The organism is Marivirga tractuosa DSM 4126 (assembly GCF_000183425.1).
Classification (GTDB): Bacteria; Bacteroidota; Bacteroidia; order Cytophagales; family Cyclobacteriaceae; genus Marivirga; species Marivirga tractuosa.
Genome location: NC_014759.1, coordinates 2,081,000 through 2,105,246, shown reverse-complemented (window position 1 = coordinate 2,105,246; position 24,247 = coordinate 2,081,000). Strand labels below are relative to the sequence as shown.

Annotated in this window: 19 protein-coding genes; 12 read left to right on the top strand and 7 right to left on the bottom strand. The window is 33.9% G+C overall.

The features are described 5' to 3' along the window. The first annotated feature begins 457 nt into the window (after positions 1–457). The 3 genes from FTRAC_RS08810 to FTRAC_RS08795 all read left to right on the top strand — a co-directional run bounded on the left by FTRAC_RS08810 (position 458) and on the right by FTRAC_RS08795 (position 2,594). On the top strand, positions 458–703 hold the full coding sequence (locus tag FTRAC_RS08810) for an AbrB/MazE/SpoVT family DNA-binding domain-containing protein (protein WP_013453888.1): 246 nt from the start codon (positions 458–460) through the stop codon (positions 701–703). Then, on the top strand, positions 694–1,017 hold the full coding sequence (locus FTRAC_RS08805; RefSeq protein ID WP_013453887.1) for a type II toxin-antitoxin system PemK/MazF family toxin: 324 nt from the start codon (positions 694–696) through the stop codon (positions 1,015–1,017). Before FTRAC_RS08810 ends, FTRAC_RS08805 begins: the two co-directional genes overlap by 10 nt. An 893-nt stretch (positions 1,018–1,910) precedes the next feature. Continuing rightward, positions 1,911–2,594: a hypothetical protein gene (locus FTRAC_RS08795; protein ID WP_013453885.1), complete on the top strand. Its 684-nt coding sequence runs from the start codon at positions 1,911–1,913 to the stop codon at positions 2,592–2,594. 412 nt (positions 2,595–3,006) lie between these two features. Here FTRAC_RS08795 and FTRAC_RS08790 read toward each other — a convergent pair whose 3' ends face one another. After that, positions 3,007–4,146, bottom strand: a complete 1,140-nt coding sequence (locus FTRAC_RS08790) for a hypothetical protein (RefSeq protein WP_013453884.1) — start codon at positions 4,144–4,146, stop codon at positions 3,007–3,009. 278 nt (positions 4,147–4,424) lie between these two features. Here FTRAC_RS08790 and FTRAC_RS08785 point away from each other — a divergent pair, with 278 nt between their 5' ends. Next, positions 4,425–5,624: a Na/Pi symporter gene (locus tag FTRAC_RS08785; RefSeq protein WP_316928291.1), complete on the top strand. Its 1,200-nt coding sequence runs from the start codon at positions 4,425–4,427 to the stop codon at positions 5,622–5,624. Here FTRAC_RS08785 and FTRAC_RS08780 read toward each other — a convergent pair. Continuing rightward, on the bottom strand, positions 5,613–5,843 hold the full coding sequence (locus FTRAC_RS08780; RefSeq protein WP_013453882.1) for a cytochrome b5 domain-containing protein: 231 nt from the start codon (positions 5,841–5,843) through the stop codon (positions 5,613–5,615). The genes FTRAC_RS08785 and FTRAC_RS08780 overlap by 12 nt on opposite strands. Positions 5,844–6,121: 278 nt before the next feature. Between FTRAC_RS08780 and FTRAC_RS08775 the strand changes: the two genes are divergently transcribed. Further along, a complete protein-coding gene (locus FTRAC_RS08775) occupies positions 6,122–6,511 on the top strand; it encodes an STAS/SEC14 domain-containing protein (RefSeq protein WP_013453881.1) in 390 nt (129 codons plus the stop codon). 538 nt (positions 6,512–7,049) lie between these two features. On the opposite strand, the gene FTRAC_RS08770 is transcribed toward FTRAC_RS08775, so the two are convergent. Both FTRAC_RS08770 and FTRAC_RS08765 read right to left on the bottom strand, forming a co-directional pair. Further along, positions 7,050–9,359, bottom strand: coding sequence for a M1 family metallopeptidase (locus FTRAC_RS08770; protein ID WP_013453880.1), 2,310 nt, complete (start codon positions 9,357–9,359; stop codon positions 7,050–7,052). 26 nt (positions 9,360–9,385) lie between these two features. Beyond that, positions 9,386–9,973 (bottom strand): HupE/UreJ family protein, encoded by a 588-nt coding sequence (locus FTRAC_RS08765; protein ID WP_013453879.1) that lies wholly within the window; start codon positions 9,971–9,973, stop codon positions 9,386–9,388. Positions 9,974–10,057: 84 nt separating this feature from the next. Between FTRAC_RS08765 and FTRAC_RS08760 the strand changes: the two genes are divergently transcribed. Further along, positions 10,058–10,558, top strand: coding sequence for a DUF6702 family protein (locus FTRAC_RS08760; RefSeq protein WP_013453878.1), 501 nt, complete (start codon positions 10,058–10,060; stop codon positions 10,556–10,558). A gap of 214 nt (positions 10,559–10,772) precedes the next feature. Here FTRAC_RS08760 and FTRAC_RS08755 read toward each other — a convergent pair whose 3' ends face one another. The 3 genes from FTRAC_RS08755 to FTRAC_RS08745 form a co-directional block, all read right to left on the bottom strand. Next, the gene (locus FTRAC_RS08755; RefSeq protein WP_013453877.1) at positions 10,773–11,651 is read right to left on the bottom strand and encodes a YicC/YloC family endoribonuclease; all 879 of its coding nucleotides are present in this window, start codon (positions 11,649–11,651) and stop codon (positions 10,773–10,775) included. Positions 11,652–11,749: 98 nt separating this feature from the next. Further along, positions 11,750–14,998 (bottom strand): PD40 domain-containing protein, encoded by a 3,249-nt coding sequence (locus FTRAC_RS08750; RefSeq protein ID WP_013453876.1) that lies wholly within the window; start codon positions 14,996–14,998, stop codon positions 11,750–11,752. 1 nt (position 14,999) lies between these two features. Continuing rightward, positions 15,000–16,058 carry an NAD(P)/FAD-dependent oxidoreductase gene (locus FTRAC_RS08745; protein WP_013453875.1) on the bottom strand — a complete coding sequence of 353 codons (1,059 nt, stop codon included), beginning with the start codon at positions 16,056–16,058 and terminating at the stop codon, positions 15,000–15,002. A gap of 122 nt (positions 16,059–16,180) precedes the next feature. Here FTRAC_RS08745 and FTRAC_RS08740 point away from each other — a divergent pair, with 122 nt between their 5' ends. The 6 genes from FTRAC_RS08740 (at position 16,181) to FTRAC_RS08715 (ending at position 24,185) form a co-directional block, all read left to right on the top strand. Continuing rightward, positions 16,181–16,825, top strand: a complete 645-nt coding sequence (locus FTRAC_RS08740; protein ID WP_013453874.1) for an MBL fold metallo-hydrolase — start codon at positions 16,181–16,183, stop codon at positions 16,823–16,825. Positions 16,826–16,828: 3 nt separating this feature from the next. Continuing rightward, complete coding sequence (pssA, locus tag FTRAC_RS08735; protein ID WP_148230058.1) at positions 16,829–17,515, top strand: CDP-diacylglycerol--serine O-phosphatidyltransferase; 687 nt, start codon at positions 16,829–16,831, stop codon at positions 17,513–17,515. A gap of 110 nt (positions 17,516–17,625) precedes the next feature. After that, positions 17,626–21,003, top strand: coding sequence for a type IX secretion system sortase PorU (gene porU / locus FTRAC_RS08730; protein ID WP_013453872.1), 3,378 nt, complete (start codon positions 17,626–17,628; stop codon positions 21,001–21,003). A gap of 26 nt (positions 21,004–21,029) precedes the next feature. Beyond that, positions 21,030–22,199 carry a type IX secretion system outer membrane channel protein PorV gene (porV, locus tag FTRAC_RS08725; RefSeq protein ID WP_013453871.1) on the top strand — a complete coding sequence of 390 codons (1,170 nt, stop codon included), beginning with the start codon at positions 21,030–21,032 and terminating at the stop codon, positions 22,197–22,199. Positions 22,200–22,239: 40 nt separating this feature from the next. Beyond that, the gene (locus FTRAC_RS08720; RefSeq protein ID WP_013453870.1) at positions 22,240–23,499 is read left to right on the top strand and encodes a M16 family metallopeptidase; all 1,260 of its coding nucleotides are present in this window, start codon (positions 22,240–22,242) and stop codon (positions 23,497–23,499) included. Between the two features lie 80 nt (positions 23,500–23,579). Continuing rightward, the gene (locus FTRAC_RS08715) at positions 23,580–24,185 is read left to right on the top strand and encodes a YkgJ family cysteine cluster protein (RefSeq protein ID WP_013453869.1); all 606 of its coding nucleotides are present in this window, start codon (positions 23,580–23,582) and stop codon (positions 24,183–24,185) included. Positions 24,186–24,247 lie beyond the last annotated feature (62 nt).

Genomic DNA, 24,247 nt, shown 5'->3' with positions numbered 1-24,247 from the left:
GAATAATTGGATAATAGCTTTTTCGCTGATGGTTCTTGTTTTCATTGGAGTTTACTCTCCATTTATTCTAGAAGGCTCTTTTATCAAAAATTTTAAATGGATTACAGTCATAACTTTGTTGATAACCACACCATTATTAGTCTATATTTCAAATTATTTTATTAAGAAAACAAATGGATAGTAATTAGTGGGATGGCAATATTTTGAAGAAAAAGATAAAAGTGCCTAACACCATATAAGAAAACATAGGGCTTTGTGGTTATTTGATAATTTGTAAGGTGGAATGCAACTTCACCATCCTTTTATAAATTTTGCATAGCCCTACGTTTCTTATACCTAACGTTAGACTTAATTTCTGCTCCATTCGAATCTTGTAATCCTAAAAATAATTCACCTTCATCTTCTTATTTCCAGCAGAAAGTAGTAACTTTGTAATTACATTAATTAAAGAGGAATTATGGAAGTTTCGGTTGTACAGATAGGAAATTCTAAAGGAATAAGATTTAGTAAGACTATTTTAGAGAAATATAATATTAAAGATAAGGTTGATCTGATTCTAGAAAAAGGCCAAATCATCATAAAGCCTCTTTCAAAACCTCGAAAAGGGTGGGAAAAGGCATTTAAGGAAATGTCTGACAATAAGGATGACAGTTTACTATTTAACGATGTGTTCGAGGATGAAAACCTAAACGAATGGAAATAAATCAGTACGAAATCGTTTTAGTCAATTTAAATCCTACAATCGGCAGTGAAATCCAAAAAACTAGACCTTGCGTTGTGATTTCTCCAAACGAGATGAATAAATACCTAAGGACGATCGTGATTGCTCCCATGACAACGAGCTCAAAAAATTATCCCACACGAGTAGAAGTAAAACACGATAACAAAATGGGTTGGATTGTGCTCGATCAGATCAGAACTGTTGATAAGCAAAGAATTATAAAAACTCTCGATCGGCTGTCAAAACCAGAGATAAAAGAAGTTAAAAGCATAATAAAGGAAACTTTTGTAGATTAATAACTAAGCCTAACATTCTGTCATAAATCATGGCTGTTAGTAGGTTATTGTTCCTTCTGCTCTTCGTAGATAGTCCGGCAATCCGCAGGATTGACTTATTGGTGAGACTTAATTTAATAAGCCAATCCTGCGGATTGCCTCGGTAGTTAACGCAAATTTTTATACTTTTAATCAGCCACGAATTTTATACAGTGGCGTTGCATAAAGATGATCAGACTATCTACCACATTGACTTTGTTTTGGAAATTTGTATTTCCTTTAATTTTAATCGGGGGATTTTTAACTTTTGTGATTAAGGAAATAAGAGAAAATGAGTTAGAATTATTACCTACACTTTTTGCTGTTTTTCTTCTCATATCAGTTCTGTATTTTTTCTTTATCCGGACTAAAAATCTTTACATGGATAATCAATATCTCTATGCGGACAATTTTTTCAAATCGGCTAAGATTCCACTTTCAAATATGAAAAGTGTATCACATATAATAATGTTTCCAAGGATTATTTTCATTACTCTTGAAGAAAAGTGTGAATTTGGGAAACGAATAGTTTTTATTGGTTATACAGAGTTTTTTCTATTTTATTCAGATCACCCAGCAGTCCAAAAACTGAGAAGTAGAATAAAAAACACCTAATTTCATATATAACCCATTCGCTTTCCACTTTGCAGCCCCTTTGCTAAATCACTCATATTTTATCCTTGCTTTTCATGGCTCGACAGCAAAGATATTGCTTTGGTAAGTATAGTGCTTAATTATCCTAATCGTTTGCAACTAATCAATTAGTTTAGTTTGCGGAGAATACATAAATCACTACTTTCAGTATTTCATAGCCATTTATAATAAACGGATTTTATACCGGCTTTATCAACCAGCTTAAAAAAACTATTGAACCAATGAAAAACATACTATTTTTAACATCGCTACTAATATTTTTCACCTCTTGTGGTAATGAACCAGAAGATGTTAAACCTATTGTCAATAATTATTATGCAGTCGCTTTAGATACTTTGCAGTCTTATGATGATTATATCCTCGGTGATTTTGGTGAAGAATTTTTAGTAACAACAGATGTTTCTGGGAAATCAAATTCCGCAAATACGAATGGACAAAATGTAGATTCTACTTATATAGATATGCAAATAGGTTATAAATCTACACAAACCAATAATGACATAAATATTTTCGTGACATTTGGGACTTTAGAATCAAATGATAAATTAACCGCAACTTTTCCTAGGTACTCAAATTTTTCTGACTTTATAGATTTTTTTGATAGAAGTGAATTTGTTTATAGTCAAGCTGTACAGCCAGCTTCTAATTTACACAATGTTAAAATAGGGTACTATTTAACTGATCAAGCTACGAACGAAGCAAAGCTTGGATACAGTTCATTTTCTTTCGATCAACAAATTACAGCTGAAGACTTTGATTTTAGTATTGATAGCATAAGGGTAATTGAACGCCCATTACAACAAGTTGCGGTATATTATTCATTTAAATGCTTAGCCTTAAATTCAAATCAAGATGAATTAAAAATAAAAAATGGAAAGGGGAAATCAACTTTTGTATTTTTCTGAAAAGTGGTTCGCAACGCCTTTTTTAAGTTATGAATTAACTTGAAAAGTCAGGAGGATTAATAACACTAAGCTAAGCATGAATCATGTTAATAAGTGAAGTGTTTGCTCAATACCTTTTAGATAGAAGATTGCTAAATAATACGTAATTTATGATTGCTTTTCACAGCTTGCATCTAAAGATATTTTTTTGTGCATTGACTGGAGTTAATTTTTCTTATGTTTTGCAATTTATATAGGGGGCAGTTTGAGAAGAAGGTCTAAGTTACTACTTTAAGTATTTCATAGCCTAGTATGGCAAACGGGTTTTGTACAGGCGTTTATTAATATTCCCTAATTTGATCTTATGATTTTAGTCTTTAAATCAATAAAAAGCCCGAATTCAACTATTGAAGACAGGCTTTTTTAAATTCTCCTAAAAGAAATTCATGATTTCGTTCACAATCTGATCCTGGAATTTTTTGTTTACCCCAATGGCTAGAAGTACAGATAAAACTAATCCGATTGTAGCGTAAAGGAAATCTCTACCAACAATTTTACTAGCTCTTCTAATATTTTTTATTCTCTTTTTATAGCGCTTTTTACTGATGGCAATGGCTACTTCTCTACCGCCTAGTAGTCCTATGAAAACCCAGGTTGTACTAATTGGAACAGTACTTATAACTTTGAAATAATAAAGGAGGATTGCATAAACGAAATCTACTATAGTGGCTGCCCTAACATCGGTTACTCCTGCTTTTTCATTTACAATACTTTGTATTTTATCTCCTTTAAGAAAAAATAGAAGCCCCATGCCAATAAATATAAAACCAGCAAAACCTATAAATTCGTAAATATTAAGACTTCTGGGAAGGAATACGGCAATGTTTGCTGCATCTTGAGACACCCAAACGGACCATAAAGCTCCACTGATGATCCACTGTACTGGTGTCCAGAATTTGGCTGGTTTTTTACTTTTGAAATACTTTGAGACAAATTTTGAAACGATAAACCAAACAAATATGGCCGTAACAAATGCCAACAAATAACCAGTTAAACTTTTTCCTAGCATTGCACCTATTGATGATGCTTGAGTTGAAAAGGCACTTAGAAGTAAAAAGGTAGTAGAAACCGGCATTCTAAAGCGAGTTAATACTAATAGTAAAATTGGTGCGGCCAGTTGTAAAAAGCTAAATGAAGTAGGTGCTTTGTCAAATCCTTTTGTCAATAGCCTTTGACTACTTACGTCTCCATCAAAAACCACCCAACTATAACCTACTGTTGCAAGGAAAATCAACCCCATAAATAGCCATAAAATCCACCAGGGCTTTTTACTGTTCGAAGCTATAAATGTTCCAATGGTCTGAATACTATCATTGGCAATGGCAGAATAGGCCGCCAAACCAAAACCAACCCACATGGCAATTTGAGGATATGGTGTGATGAGTCCGCAAACAAAAGTAAAAATAGCAATCATGGTAATGAAAGCTTTTTCCTTCTTTGCTATTTCAAAGGTTTTATAAGTTACTTCAGAAACCGTGCTTCTGTTATACTTAAGGAATGGTTTTTTAGCCATAAAAAATGTGATTCAATACTGCTTTTTTAGCAAAATTATGTTTCAAGCACAAAGCTAATTAATCTTAGTGAAACATTGAGTTAAAAAATTGTTAACAATATTACTTCAATGTTAATCATATTCCTAATACTTAAAATTTTATGCTGCAGGGCAGAAATAATATTAAGTTTAAGTTAACTGAGGTAATATTTAATTCTTAACAATTGCTTTACTTTGCAATTGCTATTACTAAGAATTTTGCAGTTAATTTTGCATTTTAATAATCGTAAAAATATCAAATCATTAGCAATCCAGTTTTAAATAGTGAGCAGAAATGGCAATCAACCTTAAAAAGGCTGATACTGATTGCATTCAACATTTTTCTATTTTTGTTGGCAATAGATTTTATAGGTTATTCATTCCGATTATTGAATAAGGATATAGCTAATTCTATTATAAACCTTACAGCAAATCCTTTTATAAGTCTTTTTATTGGGCTCTTGATTACAGCCATCATCCAAAGCAGCAGCACTAGTACTTCCATGATTGTAGCAATAGTGGCCTCTGGCTCTATTGAGTTCTCTGATGCAATCCCTATGATTATGGGTGCAAATATTGGAACTACGCTAACCAGTACTTTGGTTTCATTAAGTTTCATTACAAATAGAGATGAATTCAGAAAAGCTATTGGGGCAGGTGTAGTCCATGACTTCTTCAATATACTGGTTGTTGCTATACTATTTCCGTTGGAGTATAAGTATGGATTATTAACACATCTATCCTCTTCGGCCTCTAATTTTATTTTGGGGGCTGATTATGTTGCGCAGAATTCGGAATTCAGATATTTCCTTTTTACTAAACCGATAGTGTTGTTTATTGGTGAATTAGTACCTTATCCTGTTGTTCTTGCTATTTCTTCCTTCGTATTATTGGCTGTAACAGTTAAATTTTTATCTAGAACATTATATAAATCCATTACAGGTGGTTCACGGGAATTTTTACAAAAATATTTCTTCGGCAGTCCTTACAGATCCTTTTTCTGGGGTATAGTTTTTACGGCTGGTGTTCAAAGCAGCTCGGTAACCACCTCGGTAATCGTTCCTTTTGTAGCTACTCGAAAGATCAGCTTAAAACAAAGTTTTACTTTTATTTTGGGGGCAAATATCGGGACTACCATTACTGCACTAGTTGCAGCCCTATTTAAGTCAGAAGCTGCAGTAAGCATTGCCTTGGTGCACTTGTTTTTTAATTTGATAGGAGTGTTGATCTTTCTCCCTTTTCCAATTATAAGAAATATTCCGGTTCAAATGGCTAAGTCCTTCGGGCGTTTGGCTATGAAGTTTAGGATTGCTGGTTTTGCTTATATTATATTCACATTCTTTTTGATCCCTTTTGTTTTGATTTCCTTTAATAAAGAGGAGGGAAATGAAAAAGAGACAGATGATAAAATAGAGGAAAGTATCAATAAGTCTGTCAATCCGACTGATTCATTGGATTAATTCTCCTATTATATTTAATCTTTCGAACACCATTTCCGTGTGTGGGGCATCTTTTAACTCCTCAGTTAGATCTTGTCCAGACCAATGTTCGTAATGCGTGCCATTTTTCCATAGCTTTGAATTGGTTACATCATATATAATTCCCTTATAAGCGATCCAGATTTCTTCCTTGTCCTGTCCATTGCGTAATGCAAGCTGTTGAGGGCTGTATTTCTTCATTAATTATGTTTTTTCAAGTAATTTAAATCAATATATAATTTTATTACATCTCAATTATATTCAAATTTCAGAATAAAAAATCGAAATAAGGTGATATTTTGAAATAAAATAGTCTATTTCTCTTTATCCGTACAAGTAGTATTTTTAAACTCAAAATTCATCACTTGAAATAATTGAAAATATTCTAAAGAACTACCTCTGTAACTTTATGAATTAGCTAAATAAAACACTTTTAAATCAGCCTGCTACTTTTGCATTGTATAAAATAATATAAAAATATGTCAACTGTAGTATCTCAAGCAGAGAAAGTAACCATTAAGGAACAAACTGATGTTCAAGCAGCCATGATTACCTTTCACGGTAGTTTAAAAAGTGAAGAATACCGTGCTGCAATGTTATCAAATTATGATTTGTGTCAGCAACCACATATTAAAAATTGGCTGCAAAATAATACTGACGCTGGAGTATTGTCATTAGATGATCAAAAGTGGGTTTCAGAAAACCTGATACCTAAAGCAGCTCAGGAAGTAGAGAAGATCGCGGTAGTAGTTTCAAAGGATGTATTTAGAAAATTTGCTGCTAAAAATATTTTAGATAAACAAAAAGGAAAATTGAATTTTCAATATTTCAACAACTTGGAGGATGCCAAAGCGTGGTTGAAAGCATAAGATATTTCTTGTTAAATAGGGAATAGTTTAGTTTAGGTTAACAAAAAAGGCAGGGGTGGTTCCCTGCCTTTGTCTTTCTACAGCCTAAAAGCTGGTTTCTTTAACCACTAAGAACCTCAAAGTTAACCTAAAAGCTTCACAATGAGGGGTAGCCCATGTCAGACATTCTACTTAACCAACCAATTTTGTATTGTTCTTTTTCTGGTCTCAAACAGTATGACTTATTGATAAAATTAGCCTATGTGGGACACTTTATTCACACCGTTAGAAAATTCGAGATATTTTGTGATAATCCAATTGATTAATGTCCGACATTTCAAATGTCGGACATAAGCACGCTATATTTATTTTTATGACATAAAAATACGAGTCTCTCTAAGAAATCCACTAAGCACCTGTCTGCATATGCGGGCACAAAGGATATTAAACTTGATCAATTTTTATTTTGAATAAAAAACCACAAAAGAATCAATTAAAACTAACATTTGTTTTCTGTTGACTCTTTTGTGGTTAAAATAGTATTTGTAGTTAAACTACTTTATTTATTTCTGCTCATTTCATTGTCAGCTGGCGATTGACCTCTTGGCGTAGAATTCCTTCTTTGATATAATTCAAATTTGTTAGGAATGCTTCTTGGCGGCCAGTAGTTGTTTTCTTCATCTACATCAGCCGTTTCTCTTTTAGGATCCACCTGAAATTGAACGATTTCCTTTTGAGAAATAATCACCTTGGTAGCGGTGTTTTCTCGCTTTCTCCAGATTTCAGCAGGATATTTTAAGGTTTCTTTGCTTCCGTCTTTATAGGTAACTTCCACAATGATTGGCATTACTAATCCACCTTTGTTTTCATATTTTACTTCATAGAAATTATATCCTCCATCTAGTAATTCCTCTTCTTTTGGAGACAATGAAGCTCTGAATGATTTATAAGCTTTTCTATCATCGCTATCCACTTCAAAAGGGTCATAACTGTTGTAGAAATCTTTCAATTCAGGATGCTTTTCTACTACTGTTTTAATGCCTTCTTCCTTATTTTTATCGGGAGTGACATGATAGCTTTCTTCTTCTGCTCTTTCCTTTTTGATTTTGTTTTCTACATCAGGATTTTTAGAATCCAATTTGTACCATTCCACATCTTTAATTGCAATATCCACATGATCAACTGAATAGAACCAACCTCTCCAGAACCAATCTAAATCAACTGCTGATGCATCTTCCATAGTGCGGAAAAAGTCAGTTGGTGTAGGGTGTTTGAATGCCCATCTTTCAGAGAAAGTTTTGAATGCTTTATCAAAAAGGTCTCTGCCCATTACAGTTTCTCTTAAAATATTGAGTGCTGTCGCAGGTTTCCCGTAAGCATTATTTCCAAACTGAATAATATTTTCTGAATTAGTCATTATCGGACGGATATTATCTTTGTCTCCTTTCATGTAAGAGACAATATTTCCGGCTGGACCTCTTCTACTTGGATAATTAGGTTCCCATTCCTGTTCTGCAACAAACTGTACAAAGCTGTTCAATCCTTCGTCCATCCAAGTCCATTGACGCTCATCGGAGTTTACAATCATCGGGAAGAAGTTGTGCCCCACTTCATGAATGATTACGCCAATCATTCCGTATTTAGTTCTGGCTGAATAAGTGCCATCTGGAGCCGGTCTTCCGTAGTTGAAGCAAATCATCGGATATTCCATTCCATTTGCCGCTTCAACTGAAATAGCTACCGGATATGGATAAGGAATAGTCATTCTAGAATAAACTTCCAATGTGTGAGCAACTACTCTAGTAGAATATTTATCCCATAATCCCCAAGCTTCTTTAGGGTAATAAGACATGGCCATTACGGTTTTGCCTTCAATGTCAACGCCCATTGCATCCCAAATAAATTTACGAGAAGAACCAAATGCAAAGTCACGAACGTTTTCTGCATGATACGTCCAGGTTTTAGTGCCTTTAGCTTTACTTTTCTCTGCTTTTTCAGCTTCTTTTTTAGTGACGATCAAAACAGGATCATCCGCTGTTTTAGATTTCTCCCATCTTTCTAATTGATCAGCAGTTAATACTGCATCAGCATTCTGTAATTCACCAGTTGAAGCTACTATATGATCTTCTGGAACGGTGATATTCACCTCATAATCTCCGAAAGGCAATGCAAACTCACCACTTCCGATGAATTGCTTGTTTTGCCATCCTTCGAAATCATTGTAAACCGCCATTCTAGGGAACCATTGTGTGATAGTGTAAACTGTGTTATCATCCTCTTCAAAATGGTCAAATCCACCACGACCGCCCATTCTAGCTCTGTCGTTAATGTTATAATACCAATCAATAGAGAACGAAATTTCTTCACCTGCTTTTAAAGGCTCATCCAAATCAATTCTCATCATGGTGTTGTTGATGGTGTATTGCATATCATTTCCATCCGCATCCACTAATTTTTGAATTTTGTGTCCACCATCATAATCAGGGTATCCCATCATGCGGTCAATTTGTCCTTCGCTTGCTCTGTCTGGAACACTTGTTTCAGACACATCATAGGTCATACTGTTTTTTGCACGCATATTCTGATCCAGCTGTACCCATAAATAAGTCAATTGATCTGGTGAATTGTTGGTGTAAGTGATGGTTTCAGAACCTATGATCTGATTCTTTCCTTCATCCAAGGTTACATCAATTTTGTAATCGGCTTTTTGTTGCCAATACATGTGTCCTGGGGCACCTGAAGCTGTCCTGTAAACATTCGGTGACCTCAACATGTAATCCAATTGCTCAAATTTGCCCTGGTTTTTATACTCTTGAGCAGTTGCTGCAATAGTAAAAAATGCCATAAAGGCGGTAAATATTCTTTTCATATCTATTTTAATTTTTAATGTACTACTTACCAAAATTTTGTTTCCATCATAATTGTCACAGCGATTCCTGCAATGGCACTTGAGACAATTAGCACCCAATCTCTTCTTTTTAAACCAAAAAGATCTATAAAGATAAAAGATAAAACCAAGAAGACCAGTACTATAATGATTTGGCCTACTTCCAAGCCTATATTGAAAGCCAATAATTCCATGACTATAGAACTGTTTTTGCCTAGGATTGCTTTTAGATAATTACTGAAACCTAAGCCATGAATCAAACCAAAAAGTAATGCGAAAATATAATTTAATTGCATACTTCCGGTGCTTTTCAAATCTCTTTCCTTTTTGAACAGATTAGCAAATGCAGTTATGAAAATGGTGACAGGAATTAAAAACTCAATTAACTCTGGTTTAATCACTACATAATTTAGCGTGGAGAGTGCTAGGGTTATGGAATGACCAATTGTAAAGGCTGTTATTAAAATCAGAACCTTTCTCCAGTCGCGCATTAAATAAATGGCAGCTAGTGCCAAGACGAATAAAATGTGATCGTATCCGTTAATGTCCAGTATGTGATCAAGTCCTTCAAGAAAGTAGGCTTTAAAAGTTGACATATCCTTTTAAGTAATTTTTGAGTTTTATGGTAACAAAACATAATATTACCATAATTTTGTAAAACAGACACGAGACTACTAAAAATGTTATACAGTAATTTTATTATCGGCTTTTTCCTGATGCTTAGTGGAATGCTACATCCCTTTTATGTTTCCATTACTGATTTGGTTTATAAAGAAGATACAAAGTCAGTTCAAATCATGCACAAAGTGTTTGTGGATGATTTTGAGCAAACCTTGAATAAGCATTACAATGTCAATCTTGATATTTTGGCAATGGAAAGCACTGCAGAGATTGATGACATGTTAAAGGATTATTATTCCAAAAGATTTGCAGTTGAGATAGATGGAAAAGAACAGGAGATCACCTACATCGGAAGCGAATTGGAGGAAAATGTACTATGGATATATCAGGAGATTTATAAAGTAAGGAAGCCTGAAAAATTCAGAATCACCAATACGGTTTTATTTGATGAGTTTGATACCCAATCTAATCTTGTCCACACCGATTTAGGCGGTAAAATCAAAACCTTAAGATTGACAGAAGGTGACGGAACTCAGGAAGTGGAGTTTGAGGTTTATTAAAAATTACGAATTTATAATTACGAATTATGGAATTGGAAATTGCGAACTTATACGGCAATTTCCAATTTAGTGTTTTACTTAGAACCTGCTTTAAAAGAAATGATTAATTCCCTTAAAAGTCTTGCACATGCTTAAAAACTATTTCATAATAATCCTCTCGAGGACACTATATTCAATTTATTTTTTAAGTTAGCTGTTTTTAAGCAAGCCCTACTTAAAGAACATTCAAACTCTGCTCTTTAATTTTTTCCAGTTCTTCTTTCATTTGAATTACCTGCTCTTGCAAATCAGAATCATTTGCTTTTGAGCCCAAAGTGTTGATTTCCCTTCCAATTTCTTGACTGATAAAGCCCAATTTCTTACCATGGGATTCTGCATTGCTTTTAAGCGTTTCCAAGAAATATTTCAGGTGAATGGATAAGCGTTCAATTTCTTCATTTACATCCAATTTTTCAGAATAGTAAATTAATTCTTGTTCTAGTCTTTCTTGATCATAATCCACAGATAGCGTTAATTCTTTAATATTGTTCTGCAGTCGTGTGCGGATTTTCTCCATTCTTTTAGGCTCAATATCTTTTGCTTTTTCTAATTTTTCGGAAATGGTATTGATGTAGCCAGCCAAAATATCGCTAACTGTTTTGCCTTCTGCTTCCCTGAATTCGTTGCATTTCTCTAATGCACCTTTTAGTGTATCAATGATCAAAAGTTGATCTTCTTCACTAAGTTGATCATTTTCATAGTTAATAATCTCTGGAGCATCCAATGACATTTTCATGATATCATGAAATTTTCTTCCATTTAGCTCTTCTAACTCCGAAAGCTTCTCTAAGTATGCTGCAAAAAGTTCTTGGTCGATATTAGGAAGGGCTAGCTGCTTGTTCTTTTTGGAAATATTAATAGATACTGATGCTTTTCCGCGGATTAGCATTTTTGTAATTAAATTTCTGACCTCAATTTCTTTGGCATTTAAAATTTTAGGAAGTTTTAAGGATAAGTCTAAAAATTTAGAATTAAGCGTTTTAATTTCTACCTCAATAGTAATGCTATCGTTTTGTGCTTCAGCAATGCCAAAGCCAGTCATTGATTTAATCATGGATTATTAAAATCTATAGTTAGATATTCACTCAAATCATTTCGAGTCGAATCTCGAAATGATTATTAAACAGTCGAAATTTATTAAAAAAATATGGATTAGAAGTCGTAGCCGATGCTTAAACTTAATTTTGGATCCTGAACTATGTAATCTTCAATCGGATAAGCGTAATCAAGTCTTATATAATAGCCCAAAACTGTAGTACGTATACCTAAGCCAAGCGAAGATAACCATGGGTTTTTATAATTTCTAATGACAGCCTTAAAATTATCTTTTTCAATATTTTGGCGATTGATGCTGTTGTCCTGATCCCATGGACTTCCACCCAGCCAAGCAGTACCGATATCATAAAAACCAATAAATTGGAAGTTTTTAGCAAAATCAGATGTCATTGTATTATTGCTTAACACTCTGAAAATGGGGAGTCTAAGCTCATTACTTAATAGTATAACGTTTTTACCACTAAATTCATTTAATTGAAATCCTCTTAAACCCGTTACAAATTCATGAAACAATATGTTGGAGTTAAATATAGGATTTTCCGCAGTAGTAAGTGCTAGAGGGTTTTCTTCAGGGGCTAACTCCTCATTAGGGCCAGGTTCATTTATTTTCTGGAAAACCCAGTTGTCTACTCCTCCTAGCATGAAGTATGGAGAATTTTTACCGAAAAAAGCTCCAGCATAGAGTCGACTTGCAAAAGTGATTTCCCTAAATACTTTTTGATAATTTCTAAAGTCTAAATAGAGCTTGCTAAAAGATTCTCCTTCTCCAAAACCGCTGGTATAATTCTCAATGGCTACTTTCCCTCTTAACCCTTGTCTCATATTTAATCCAATGGGCTCAGAGTTATCAAAAACGTATTCAATTTTTCCGCCAAACAGAAATTCGTTTTGAAGCGGGTCTTTTTTTAAGCTACCTCTTTGGTTTAGTACAAATGTGCTGGTTTCAGAAAATTGTTTGAATGCAAAATGGGGCTTAAAACTTATGTTAGAAGTGTTGGAAAGTGGGAATGATCCTCCAAAACTCAATGTATTTAAAGAGTAAATTTGTTCGGTCTCTCTATTGTTTAAATTTTTAGCATATACTTCTCTTTCAAAACGAACGCTATAATCTACTAATCTTTCAAGATAGTGATACTCACCGAAAACCAATCCACTTTTAAAATCTCGTAAAGAGAAATTAAATCCACCATTGAATTTATTGTTTTCCCTTAAATCATTCATTTGATATCTTGAATAAATAGATAGACCAACAAGTGGGTCTATTAACCATGAGGCTGTTACATTATCGGTTGTAAATGTCGGCTCATAATCAAAAGGCCCCATAGTACCGGCCTTGCTTCTTAATTTGTTAAGATTTTTCATCAATGAACTTTCTTCTGGTCTTGCCTCAAACATCTGTTTTTGAAATTCAAAGTCATCTGCGTTTAGCTTGCCAGTATCCTTAATGTCAGCATTAATTTTTTCATTGGCCTCCATTTCTATTGAGTCAGAAACGTTGATTGGTCTACTGGATATTTCAATTTCAGGGCTCTTATTTTCTTCCTTATTCGATGGACTGTTAATATTTCTACTTAGTTGGACTTGTTTTCTTAATGTTGAGGGTAGAAATTTACCTTCATTTGAATTGAAATTCTTTTCCAAGTAAAACTTCTCTTCACCATTAAAATCCATAACATAGGTAAAGTAATTGAATTCAGGTAAGATGTCATATTGTTTTATCCCTGATCCAAATGCTGTTATCTGTTTGGATGTGTTTTTATTGAGATCCAGTCTATATAAATTGAAAATCCCTGATTTATCACTCAAATAAAATGCAGTAGAAGAGTCAGGAATTGTGATGTGGGTAATTTGCCCAAAGTAGTTGGTTAATTGTTTCAGTTGAGAGGGTTGATCAATGTCTAACTCAAATAGATTGTAGTTATCAGTAACATCCTCGTACTTGAATTCAGTTGAAAGGGAATCACTTTTTCTATTAGAGGCAAATACTATTCTTTTGGTAGAAGGTATAAAAGAAGGGTATAGATTATCAAATACATCATTAGTTAATCTTCTGATATTAGGTCTTCCGGTACTGATTAAGTAAAGATCTGATTGAGCGTTGACATTTGCACTTAAAACCGCTGTTTTCCCGTTTGGATAAATATCCATATGGTTTACCTGATCAAATCTTCTTAAATCTCTCTTTTGAAATTTGTTTGTATACGGGTCGTATAGATATAATATGTTAATACCTCTCTCATAATTGACAATTCCGAGTGTGGTGCTATCACCCCAGTCAAATACAGGTGCATCAACATAAAAATTGTCCTTTAATTTTTTTTGACCACCTCTGAGAACCGTCTTTTCGCTACCACTTTCTATATCTCTAATCTTAACTTTGTACTTGCCTTTATTATTTGTTGAGTAAGCTAAAAATTCACCATTTGGACTTAATTTGGATTTATAGACTAGGTCTTTCCTCCAAGGTTTTGAGAGTTGGTTTTTATTTGAGGGTTGTTCCGTTTCTATATCTGAGAAATTGTTAATGTAGAAATACCTGTATTCATTTAAGAACACTCGGTAATCCATGCCTAATGTATTTGTAATACTTTTTTTCTCATTTCTAATAATCCTAGTGAGGTTTAAGGTGTTAGAAATATTGATCCTTCCGTATTTTTCTGAAATAAAATTCCAAATGGACTGTCCGGCTAATTGCGCCTCCTTTCCATCTAGTTTATCAATATTGTCTGCTTGGTTTCTTATTAAAAATGAACGTATAAAGTCGTCCATTTCTGCACTCCACCCATAAGCAATATAGGCGGCTACTCCATCCACAAACCAATCAGGAACTGTAAATAATGAGTTTGATTGAAACACTTCAGAGACTATTCCGCCCCCAAAAAGCATGTCTTTCACATAAAGCTTTGATATTTTGTATATCAATTCTTCATTGAATTCATTGTAGGATCCTTCAAAAGCGAGTTCTATATGGGTCTTTAAAAAATTGGTTTGCCCGCTAATACTAAATTGAGCCTCATTCAATCCAACATTACTTTGATTGAGATCTAAATTACTATTGAAGATAAATATTTTTGTCTTGTCAAAAGGAGCATAGCCCATTATGTCAGTAATTCTAAGGAATTCTTCTTCAATGTTTTCGGCCACTTGCTTAGCAAGCTTTTGGCCTCCATAGTAGTAATAAACATCAAAATGAGGGGTGCTGTAATACTTCCATTCAAAGAAGCGGTATTGTATTCTGCTTTTACCATAAACTTCTTCTGCATTTTGAGAAAATAATGAGCCAGACACCATCAAAAAAATGATGCTGAAAAAAAATGTGGTGTATTTAATAATTCTCCAATTCATACTAATTTGAATATAATGGATAATAACGGTTTATGTTTACTTCATCGTTCAATTTTTCGAAATTAAATATTGAATTTACAAACTGACGAGCAAAATAGGGGGCTAGCGATACTCCTTTTGTGCCTAATCCGTTGAAGATAAATACGTTCTTTCTTTCGGGATGGTTCCCAATTAATGGACGTCTGTCTTTACTAGCTGGTCTTATCCCGGCAACTTGATCTAAAATTTGATATTTAAGTTGGAGCAAATCATCCAGTTTGTCAATTAACTGCTTTCTAGCTTTCTCTGTGGGTTGATAGTCTAGATTTTTCCACTCATATGTTGCTCCCACTCTGTAGTAATCATGATGTGGATTATTAACTAAAAAAACACCTCTGTTGAAAATCAGATCATCGGGTAATGGCTTTTCTGTCTTGATATGAAGAATTTCTCCTTTTACGGGAGCGGTTGGGAGCCATTCAAAAAAAGGGTTTCGGCTCAAAGGGCCATCACAAAAAATGATCTTTTTGCTTTCTATTTCTTTATAATTGATTTGACTTTCATTTACTATTAATTTCTCGTATTCCAATTTCTCCTTTGTCAATTGCTTATTATCTATTAGCTTTTCTTTGTGCCGATCAAGCATTGTGCTCACATCTAAAAATCCACTATGATTAAGTAAAATGCCACCAAATTCATCGCTGATAAATTCACTAAATTGAGAATTTGTGAAAGTATCTTTAATAAATTGGTTATTTGTATTTTGTTTAGCCATCCAATCATTTTGATCTTCTAATGAAAGGAAAGGTCTGTAAATAGCCTTTTTATGTAGGAATTTAGCCTTAAGTGATTTCTCCAAACCGCCATAAAATTCTTCGAGATAAGGGAAAAGTTGCTCCGCCATCCAGGTTTGCTTCATTTTCCTGCCAGTTACTGGATTGTATAATCCTGCTGCCACTTTAGAGCTTGAATTAGGGTTTTCGTCCGAAAAAACTATAAAAGATGCATCCTGTTTGATGAGATGTTCGATCACAGCTACTGAAGCTAAACCATGCCCCACTATTATGAAATCAACTTTCATACATTAATTGGTTTATAATATTTGTTAATTCTTCCTGATTTTGCTTAAAACTCACTATTTAGTAATCCTTATTTTAGGCAAACAGTTTTAATTTCAGCAAATTTGCATCAAACTTTAATGATATGATAAACATAAAGCAATTTGTTTTTAATCCTTTCATGGAGAATACCTATGTGGTATACGATGACAGCAAAAATGCAGCCATAATTGACCCAGGCTGTTATGAAGGGTATGAACAAGATGAGTTGGTGAATTTCATTAAAACGGAAGGCTTGAATGTTCAGCAATTAATAAATACACATTGCCATATAGATCATGTTTTGGGTAATGCTTTTGTGAAAGATAAGTTTGGGGTAGATTTATATATGCATGAAAAGGATCTGCCAATTTTAGAAGCAGTCCCAACTTATTCTGCTGCTTACGGGTTTGCTAATTATCAACCTTCACAACCTGATCATTTTTTAAAGGAGGGTGATATTCACAAAATTGGTAATATCGAATTTGAAGTTTTATTCCTGCCTGGGCATGCCCCTGGACATATCGGATTTATGAATGAGAAAGAAAAGGTTTTTATAGGAGGGGATGTGTTATTTGATGGAAGTATAGGTAGAACTGATTTACCAGGTGGTGACCATGATACATTGATTAGTAGTATTCAAAATAAACTTTTTAAATATCATGATGATGTGAAAGTCTATTGCGGACATGGTCCGGAAACCACCTTAGGAAAAGAAAAAGTCTCTAATCCTTTCTGTGCCATAAAATAGAAGATGATGATAAAAAAAAATATTCCGAACATCATTACATCAGCTAATCTTTTTACAGGAGCTGTTGGTGTTTATTTTGCGAGTCAGTTTGAGTTTGAATGGGTAGCTTTCTGTATTGTTTTGGCAGCACTTTTTGATTTTTTAGATGGAATGTTAGCACGATTGCTAAAAGTCCATTCCGAAATCGGGAAGCAACTGGACTCCTTGGCTGATATGGTGACGTTTGGGTTTTTGCCTTCTTACGTTCTTTTCCAATTCTTACAAATGAATGATGCGGGTATCTTAAGTTTTACAGCATTTTTGATCGCAGTTTTTTCTGCTATCCGCTTGGCGAAATTCAATATTGACACTCGACAATCAGAAGAATTTATAGGCTTGCCAACGCCTGCTAATGCATTGTTTGTTGGCTTTCTGTTTTATCTTGGAGATATGCAAATGCTAGAATTTTTATTTAAAATTCCCGCTTTGCTAACTATCTCTGTTGTGTTTTCATTATTGTTGGTGGCAGAATTACCGATGATTGCATTAAAATTTAAAAATTTTAAGATCAAGGATAATATTTTTAGGTACTTAACTATTTTAATGGCTATAATTTTAATCAGTATTTTTCAATTTTCTGGTATACCGGTCGTTATCCTGCTTTATATTCTATTATCGATGATCAAATTTACTTTGTTTCCTAGAAATTAATTCTAGTGATAAGCTGTTAAGCTATTGATCCACAGTAGTTCATAAAAAATAAGTGAATTCTATAACATATTGATTTATTAGGGCTGACCTTTGAAAACAACAAAAAACACTTGAAATACTTTCTCAGTATTATATTGACCATTTCTGCTTTTCACCACCTAAGTAGTCAATCTATTCTACAAAAAGAAGGACTTGTAAAGGTAGCAACTACGGAAGAGGGCGTTCATAAGATCGATTTGTCTTTAATTGAATCAAGTGGTTTAAATGCTCAAGAAATTGATCCCAATCGTATTCAAGTTTATGGAATGCCAGGTGGCCATATTCCTCAATCTAATGCAGTTGAATATCCTTTTGATCCACAGCCAATTCCTGTGAAAATTAGTGCTAATCAAAATAGCACTTTTGAAGCAGGAGAATCAGTGTATTTCTATGCTGATGCTGTCAGAAATATTAAATATGATTTTGATAGTGAGATTTATCAATACAGTAATAATCTGTACAGTGACTCCTTGTATTTTTTTATAGATTTTAATGGCAATGATATTAATTTAATAGAAACCCTCAATTCGAATGCAACCCAAGCTGACAAAATTATTAATTGGTTTGATGCAATTTATTACCACGAAATCGATGAAACCAATATACTGAGATCTGGCAGGGAATGGTTTGGAGAATCATTTAGTGTTAATAAATCCCAAACTTTTTCATTTCCAATTTCGCATGAACTAGCTCAGTCAAAGGAAGTGGGGTTAACTACTCAGTATGTGGCTCAGACTTACAGTCCTGCAAATCTGAATATAAGCCTGAATAACTTTGATTTAGCTTCGGAAGGACTGACTACGGTTTCAGACTTCACTATTTTCCCATATAGGGAAAAAGGAGAGATTGTCAAAAATAATTCTACAATTAGTACATCGCTCTTATCTGGGAATGAACTGTCTATTAAAATCACACATGAAGCTTTAGGTTCAGGAAGATCAGATGGTTACTTAGATTATGTATTCCTCACTGTGCCTGAAAAGCTTAAAATCAACAATAAGCAGATTGTTGTAAGAAATAGAGTATTTCAAACTGATGGTGTTTACGAATTAAAATTTGAGGGGCTTACTTCATCGCACTCAGTATGGGATGTAACTGATTTGATAAATTATAAAGAGCTAAATCTTGAAAATCAGAGTTTTAATTTTAGTCAGTCAGATGCATTAGGTGAACGTAAATTTGTAGTTTTTGAGCAAGCTACTGCTCATATACCTACTTTTATCGATGAAATCAGTCCACAAAGCATTAAAAATAGCAATAGTCCTGATTATTTGATTATTACATATGATGAGTTTTTTCAAGAGGCAAATGAGTTGGCTCAATATAGAAGAACCCACAATGGATACGATGTTGAAGTGGTGCAAGTAAGTAAAATATTTAATGAATTTGGATCAGGGAGAAGAGACGTAGCAGCAATAAGGAATTATATAAAATACTTCTATCAAAGGAATCCAACTAAATTAAAATATGTATTAATGTTTGGTGCATCTTCTTATGACTATAAAAACAGGGTGAATGATAATACTAATTTAGTACCTGTCTATCAGTCTAGAAATTCCTTGCATCCCGTTTTTACTTATGCTTCCGATGACTTTTATGGTTTTATGGATGAATCTGAAGGTGTTTGGGAGGAAGTATCTAATAATATCGATGATGTTGATATAGGCATTGGAAGAATTCCAGTAAAAAGCAGAGCTGAAGCAAAAGACGTAATCAATAAAATTATTCATTATGAGAGTAGCCCTCAGGTATTTGATAAATGGAGAAATGATTTATATTTTATTGCAGATGACGAAGATGGAAATTTGCATCATAGAGATTCCGAGGTATTGAGTGAATATGTAATTGATAATTTTGGATTTTATAATATCAACAAACTTTATTTGGGGGCATTTGAGCAGGAAGTATTTGCAAGCACTCAGCGTTCTCCTAAGATGAGAGCGGCCATTAATAATATGGCGGAAAAGGGAGCTTTAATTGTAAATTATATAGGCCATGGTTCTGAAAATAGTTGGTCAAATGAAGCTATTCTTATCAAGAGTATGGTCGATGATTGGAATAATTTAGATCGACTACCCTTATTTGTTACAGCAACCTGCGAATATGGTAGATTTGATAATCCAACTATAGTATCAGGAGCCCAGGAAATGTTATTGAAAGCAGATGGTGGAGCTATTGCATTGTTGACAACCTCTCGTCCGGTAGAGTCAAGTTCAAATGCAACCCTAAATCGAGCATTTTTCGAAAATGTTTTTAAAACTGAGAATGGAAAGCCTCAAAAACTTGGAGACATTATTAGAAGCACTAAGAATTCAGGAATAGTAGGAGTTAAAAACAGGAATTTTATCCTCTTGGGTGACCCTGCAGTAACCTTGGCTGAGCCTCAAAATAATCTCAAAATTGAAAATGTTGTAAATGAAAATGGCAGTACAGATACGCTCAATAGCATGTCAAAAATTACAGTTAGTGGGATAGTTAAGAATTCTTCAAATCAAAAAATTAGCAATTTTAATGGGATATTAACAGCAGAGCTTTACGATAAACCAAGGGAAAGCAGTACAATTGATGCTTCTGAAAATGAGTTTAATTTTTTAACCTACGATCAAGTAATTTACAGAGGAAAATCGTTTGTAGAGAATGGGGAATTTGATTTTACTTTTTATGTGCCTAAAGAAATTGACTACAAAGTAGATAATGGAAAATTTAGTTTATATGCAAAGCAAGAAGGAGCATTGAGCGATGCTAGTGGTTTCAATGATGATTTCTTGATTGGCGGAAGTAGTCCTTTAGCTAATCAGGACAATATAGGCCCTGATATCAGCTTGTTTTTGAATGATAGAGATTTTGTAAATGGAGGGAAAACAGGTTCTAATGTGGAGCTAATAATTGATTTATTTGATGAACATGGAATCAGTGTAGCGAATAGCAATATTAACCCTGGTATAAGGTTTTCGATCGATGGAAATGAGGCTATTAATATAAATGATTTTTTCTATTATGATCTTGATTCCTATCAGGAAGGTTCAATTAGTTATAATGTGTCAAATTTAGAGGAGGGAGATCATTTTTTGACTGTTACTGCGCTTGATGTATTTAATAATAAATCTAAAGCGACCATTGAATTTGAAGTAGTTGGAAATGATCAATTATCCATTTTAGATTTTGTAATGTATCCGAACCCGGCCAGTGAAGAAGTGAATTTTAAATTTCGGCAGAACAGGAAGAATGAAGAGGTAGAATTCAGTTATCAGATTCTAAATAATCAAGGGAAATTAATTTATTCCCATAGCTATAGTACCATTAATGACTTGAGAAAAGATGTTTGGAATTTGAAAGACTATAACGGCAAAAAACTTTCACCGGGAATATATTTTGTCAGAGTTTTTCTTCGTTCTGTAGAAGATAATGCAAAAACTGACCAATTTAAAAAGCTAATTGTAATCAATTAAGTATATTTGAAGTAAACCAAGATAAAATGCGAGCAGCAAAACTTATTTTTACCACAGCAGCAATGTTTATGAGCAGTTTAGTTCATGGACAAATAGCAAACCCCTCAGGATTAACTGGAGCTGATCCTGAAAGAAATGTAATCACAACAGCAATGCCTTTCCTTTTAATCTCACCAGATTCACGAGCAGCAGGTATGGGAGATGTGGGTGCTGCACTTTCGGCAGATGCCAATGCCATGCAATGGAATGCCGCTAGATTAGCATTTGTTGAAAACGAAATTGGTGCTTCTTTTTCTTACTCTCCATGGTTAAGAAGTATTAATGTGGACGATATGTCGCTCTCTTATTTAAGTGGATATTATAAAATCAGTAAAGAACAGGTGGTAGGAGTATCCATGAAATACTTTGATTTAGGTAATATATTCTTCACAGATGATGGTAGTACTGGAACTAATTTTGCCCCTAAAGAATTCTCGATTTCTGCTGCTTATGCGAGAAAATTAAGTGATAACTTAAGCGCATCTTTAACAGGTAAATTTGCTCGATCAAATCTATTTGGGAATTACTCCAATAATAACGCAGCAGCCCCTAGCCCTGCTACAGCCATAGGAGTGGATCTAGGTCTTTTTTACACTAAAGAACTTTTATTTAACGGTAAAGATTCAGAGTTTTCTTCTGGTTTACAGATTGCCAATATTTCAAATAAGATTTCTTATAGCGGTGATGATAATGAACAATTCCTGCCAATTAATTTAAAACTAGGGACTGCATTTACTACTGCCTTAGATCCATATAATAAATTAACAGTTGCCCTTGATCTAAATAAATTGATGGTGCCTACACCAGTTGAGGGTGATACCACTACTGCAACTTTATTAGAAGGAATGTTTGGGTCATTTGGTGATGCTCCCGGAGGTTTTCAGGAGGAAATGAGAGAGATCACTATTTCTACTGGTATTGAATATTTATACAATAACGTCTTCGCAGTAAGAACTGGTTATTTTTATGAGCATTTTACCAAAGGTGGGCGACAGTATTTTACAGCTGGCTTAGGGTTCAGGTATCAAGTTTTAGGTCTTGATTTTTCTTATCTAATCCCTACAACCCAAAACAATCCTTTGGCAGAAACGCTTAGGTTCACAGCAGTCTTTAAATTTGAAGATATGGGCATAGCAAAAGCCTCTGTTACTGAATAATACTGCTGATTCATTTTATTTAAATTATTAAATACTTTATATGCTCAATAGACAATTGGCTCCCGAATCCTTTATGTTAAAAGATTTGTCATTAACTAAACCTGCAATAAAGGATTTAAGCAATGGAGTGTCTGTTCATATCATACAAGACGATACAAATCCAGTATTGAAAATCGATCTGCTTTTTGAAGCAGGAAGAGTTAATGACGAAAAGCCTGGCCAATCTTTGATTTGTGCTAAAGTGATGGTTGAGGGGACTAAAAGTTATCCTGGAAGTGAATTGCAGGAGCTTTTAGATCATTATGGAGCTCATCTGGATGTAACTGTTGACTATGATTATACCACAGTTACATTATTATGTCTTAAAGAGCACATTAATCCGCTATTGCCGGTATTGAAGAGTGCTATCACAGAACCATTATTTGAAGCTCAAGATTTTGAGAAAATCAAACTGCAGCAATTACAGAAAATAAGAGTAAATAATCAGAAGAATGCTCTTATCGCCACAAAAAGCCTCAGAAAGAAGTTGCTAAACGGCACACCCTATTCCCAAACATTAGAAGAAGAACATTTAACTGAGATTTCTAAAAAGGATATTGAAAATTATTTTGATCAATTTCTGACATTGAAGCCAGCCATTATTGTGGCAGGGGATTTTGATGAAGATATATTCAATTATTTCGAGGAGCACTTTGGTATGCTGGAATTCTCAAAATTTGCTGATGAGTATGATAATACCTTGTCGCCAATAATTGAGGAGGATTTAATTAAACGAGAGGGTTCTGTCCAAGCTTCCATCAGAATGGGGTCTGTTTCTATTCCTCGTAACCATCCTGATTATTTTGACTTATCAATAACAAATGAAATTCTGGGAGGATATTTTGGTTCTCGCTTGATGAAAAATCTTAGAGAAGATAAAGGTTTTACTTATGGTATTTATTCAGTTTTGATAAATTATAGGCATTTGGACTATCATATTATTGGTGCAGATGTGAAAATTGATCATGTTGAGGATACCGTTCAAGAAGTTTATAAGGAAATGGAGGAGCTAAAGACCAATTTAGTTCCTGAAGAAGAAATCAAAACCATTAAAAACTATATGCTCGGCAAAATAGCAAGTAGTTTAGATACGGTTTTTCATCAGTCGGAAAATTATAAAGTAAAACTTTCAGAAGGTGCTGATTATTTGGATTATTTTGAAGCTTATGTTAATAGTATTAGGAATATAACAGCTGAGCGTATTCTAGAGATCAGCAAGAAGTACTTTTCAGAGAAATATTGTGTCGTAAAAGTGGCATAATTTCCTTTTCCTTCAGTAAAAATATTTTGGGGCAAACTAGATAGAATGATTGATTTTCAATCTACATTTGCATCCAAAATATGACAATCAAAAATAAGGTTTTAGCGGTTGAAAGATTATTCAAACGCCTTGATAAGGAAATCACTGAATTCAGAAAGGAATCTGGCATTTATTGTTTTTCAGGATGCGGAAAATGCTGTAATAAACCAGATATAGAAGCTTCTCCGCTTGAATTTTTACCCTTGGCCTTTCATTGGTTTTCCCAAGGTAAAGCAGAGGAAATGCTTCAAAAACTGGAAGAAAACCAATCCCTAAATTGCATGGTTTATCAGCCTCTTTCTTTAGATGACCCCAATCATGGGCATTGTGGTGAATATCAGTACAGAGGATTAATTTGCAGGTTATTTGGCTATGGCGCTGGTAAAGATAAATATGGTCAGCTACGAATGGTTACTTGCAAATTGATAAAGGAAAATCAAGTTAAAAATTACGAGAAAGCAGTAGAAATGCTAAAAACAAAATCTACCGTTCCGGTTTTTGCTGATTATTATCAAAAGCTGATGCAAATAGATTTTAGATTGGCAAAAGATATGCTCCCTATAAACGAAGCCATTCAAACAGCCTTAGAAGCTGTTATGCAATATTATGCCTACAGAGCTTTTCCTGTTGGGAAAGGAGTAGCATAAATTTTATTAAATCTCAAATATAGAAAAAGCCCGAAAGTTTAATCTCTCGGGCTCAAAACTAT

Bases quoted from the DNA above. Each gene is read 5' to 3' on its own strand.
- FTRAC_RS08765 (WP_013453879.1), bottom strand. From the start codon at position 9,973: ATGTCAACTTTTAAAGCCTACTTTCTTGAAGGACTTGATCACATACTG.
- FTRAC_RS08810 (WP_013453888.1), top strand. From the start codon at position 458: ATGGAAGTTTCGGTTGTACAGATAGGAAATTCTAAAGGAATAAGATTT.
- pssA (WP_148230058.1), top strand. From the start codon at position 16,829: ATGATGATAAAAAAAAATATTCCGAACATCATTACATCAGCTAATCTT.
- FTRAC_RS08805 (WP_013453887.1), top strand. From the start codon at position 694: ATGGAAATAAATCAGTACGAAATCGTTTTAGTCAATTTAAATCCTACA.
- FTRAC_RS08755 (WP_013453877.1), bottom strand. From the start codon at position 11,651: ATGATTAAATCAATGACTGGCTTTGGCATTGCTGAAGCACAAAACGAT.
- FTRAC_RS08770 (WP_013453880.1), bottom strand. From the start codon at position 9,359: ATGAAAAGAATATTTACCGCCTTTATGGCATTTTTTACTATTGCAGCA.
- FTRAC_RS08715 (WP_013453869.1), top strand. From the start codon at position 23,580: ATGACAATCAAAAATAAGGTTTTAGCGGTTGAAAGATTATTCAAACGC.
- FTRAC_RS08775 (WP_013453881.1), top strand. From the start codon at position 6,122: ATGTCAACTGTAGTATCTCAAGCAGAGAAAGTAACCATTAAGGAACAA.
- FTRAC_RS08760 (WP_013453878.1), top strand. From the start codon at position 10,058: ATGTTATACAGTAATTTTATTATCGGCTTTTTCCTGATGCTTAGTGGA.
- FTRAC_RS08740 (WP_013453874.1), top strand. From the start codon at position 16,181: ATGATAAACATAAAGCAATTTGTTTTTAATCCTTTCATGGAGAATACC.
- porV (WP_013453871.1), top strand. From the start codon at position 21,030: ATGCGAGCAGCAAAACTTATTTTTACCACAGCAGCAATGTTTATGAGC.
- FTRAC_RS08720 (WP_013453870.1), top strand. From the start codon at position 22,240: ATGCTCAATAGACAATTGGCTCCCGAATCCTTTATGTTAAAAGATTTG.
- FTRAC_RS08745 (WP_013453875.1), bottom strand. From the start codon at position 16,058: ATGAAAGTTGATTTCATAATAGTGGGGCATGGTTTAGCTTCAGTAGCT.
- FTRAC_RS08795 (WP_013453885.1), top strand. From the start codon at position 1,911: ATGAAAAACATACTATTTTTAACATCGCTACTAATATTTTTCACCTCT.
- FTRAC_RS08780 (WP_013453882.1), bottom strand. From the start codon at position 5,843: ATGAAGAAATACAGCCCTCAACAGCTTGCATTACGCAATGGACAGGAC.
- FTRAC_RS08790 (WP_013453884.1), bottom strand. From the start codon at position 4,146: ATGGCTAAAAAACCATTCCTTAAGTATAACAGAAGCACGGTTTCTGAA.
- FTRAC_RS08750 (WP_013453876.1), bottom strand. From the start codon at position 14,998: ATGAATTGGAGAATTATTAAATACACCACATTTTTTTTCAGCATCATT.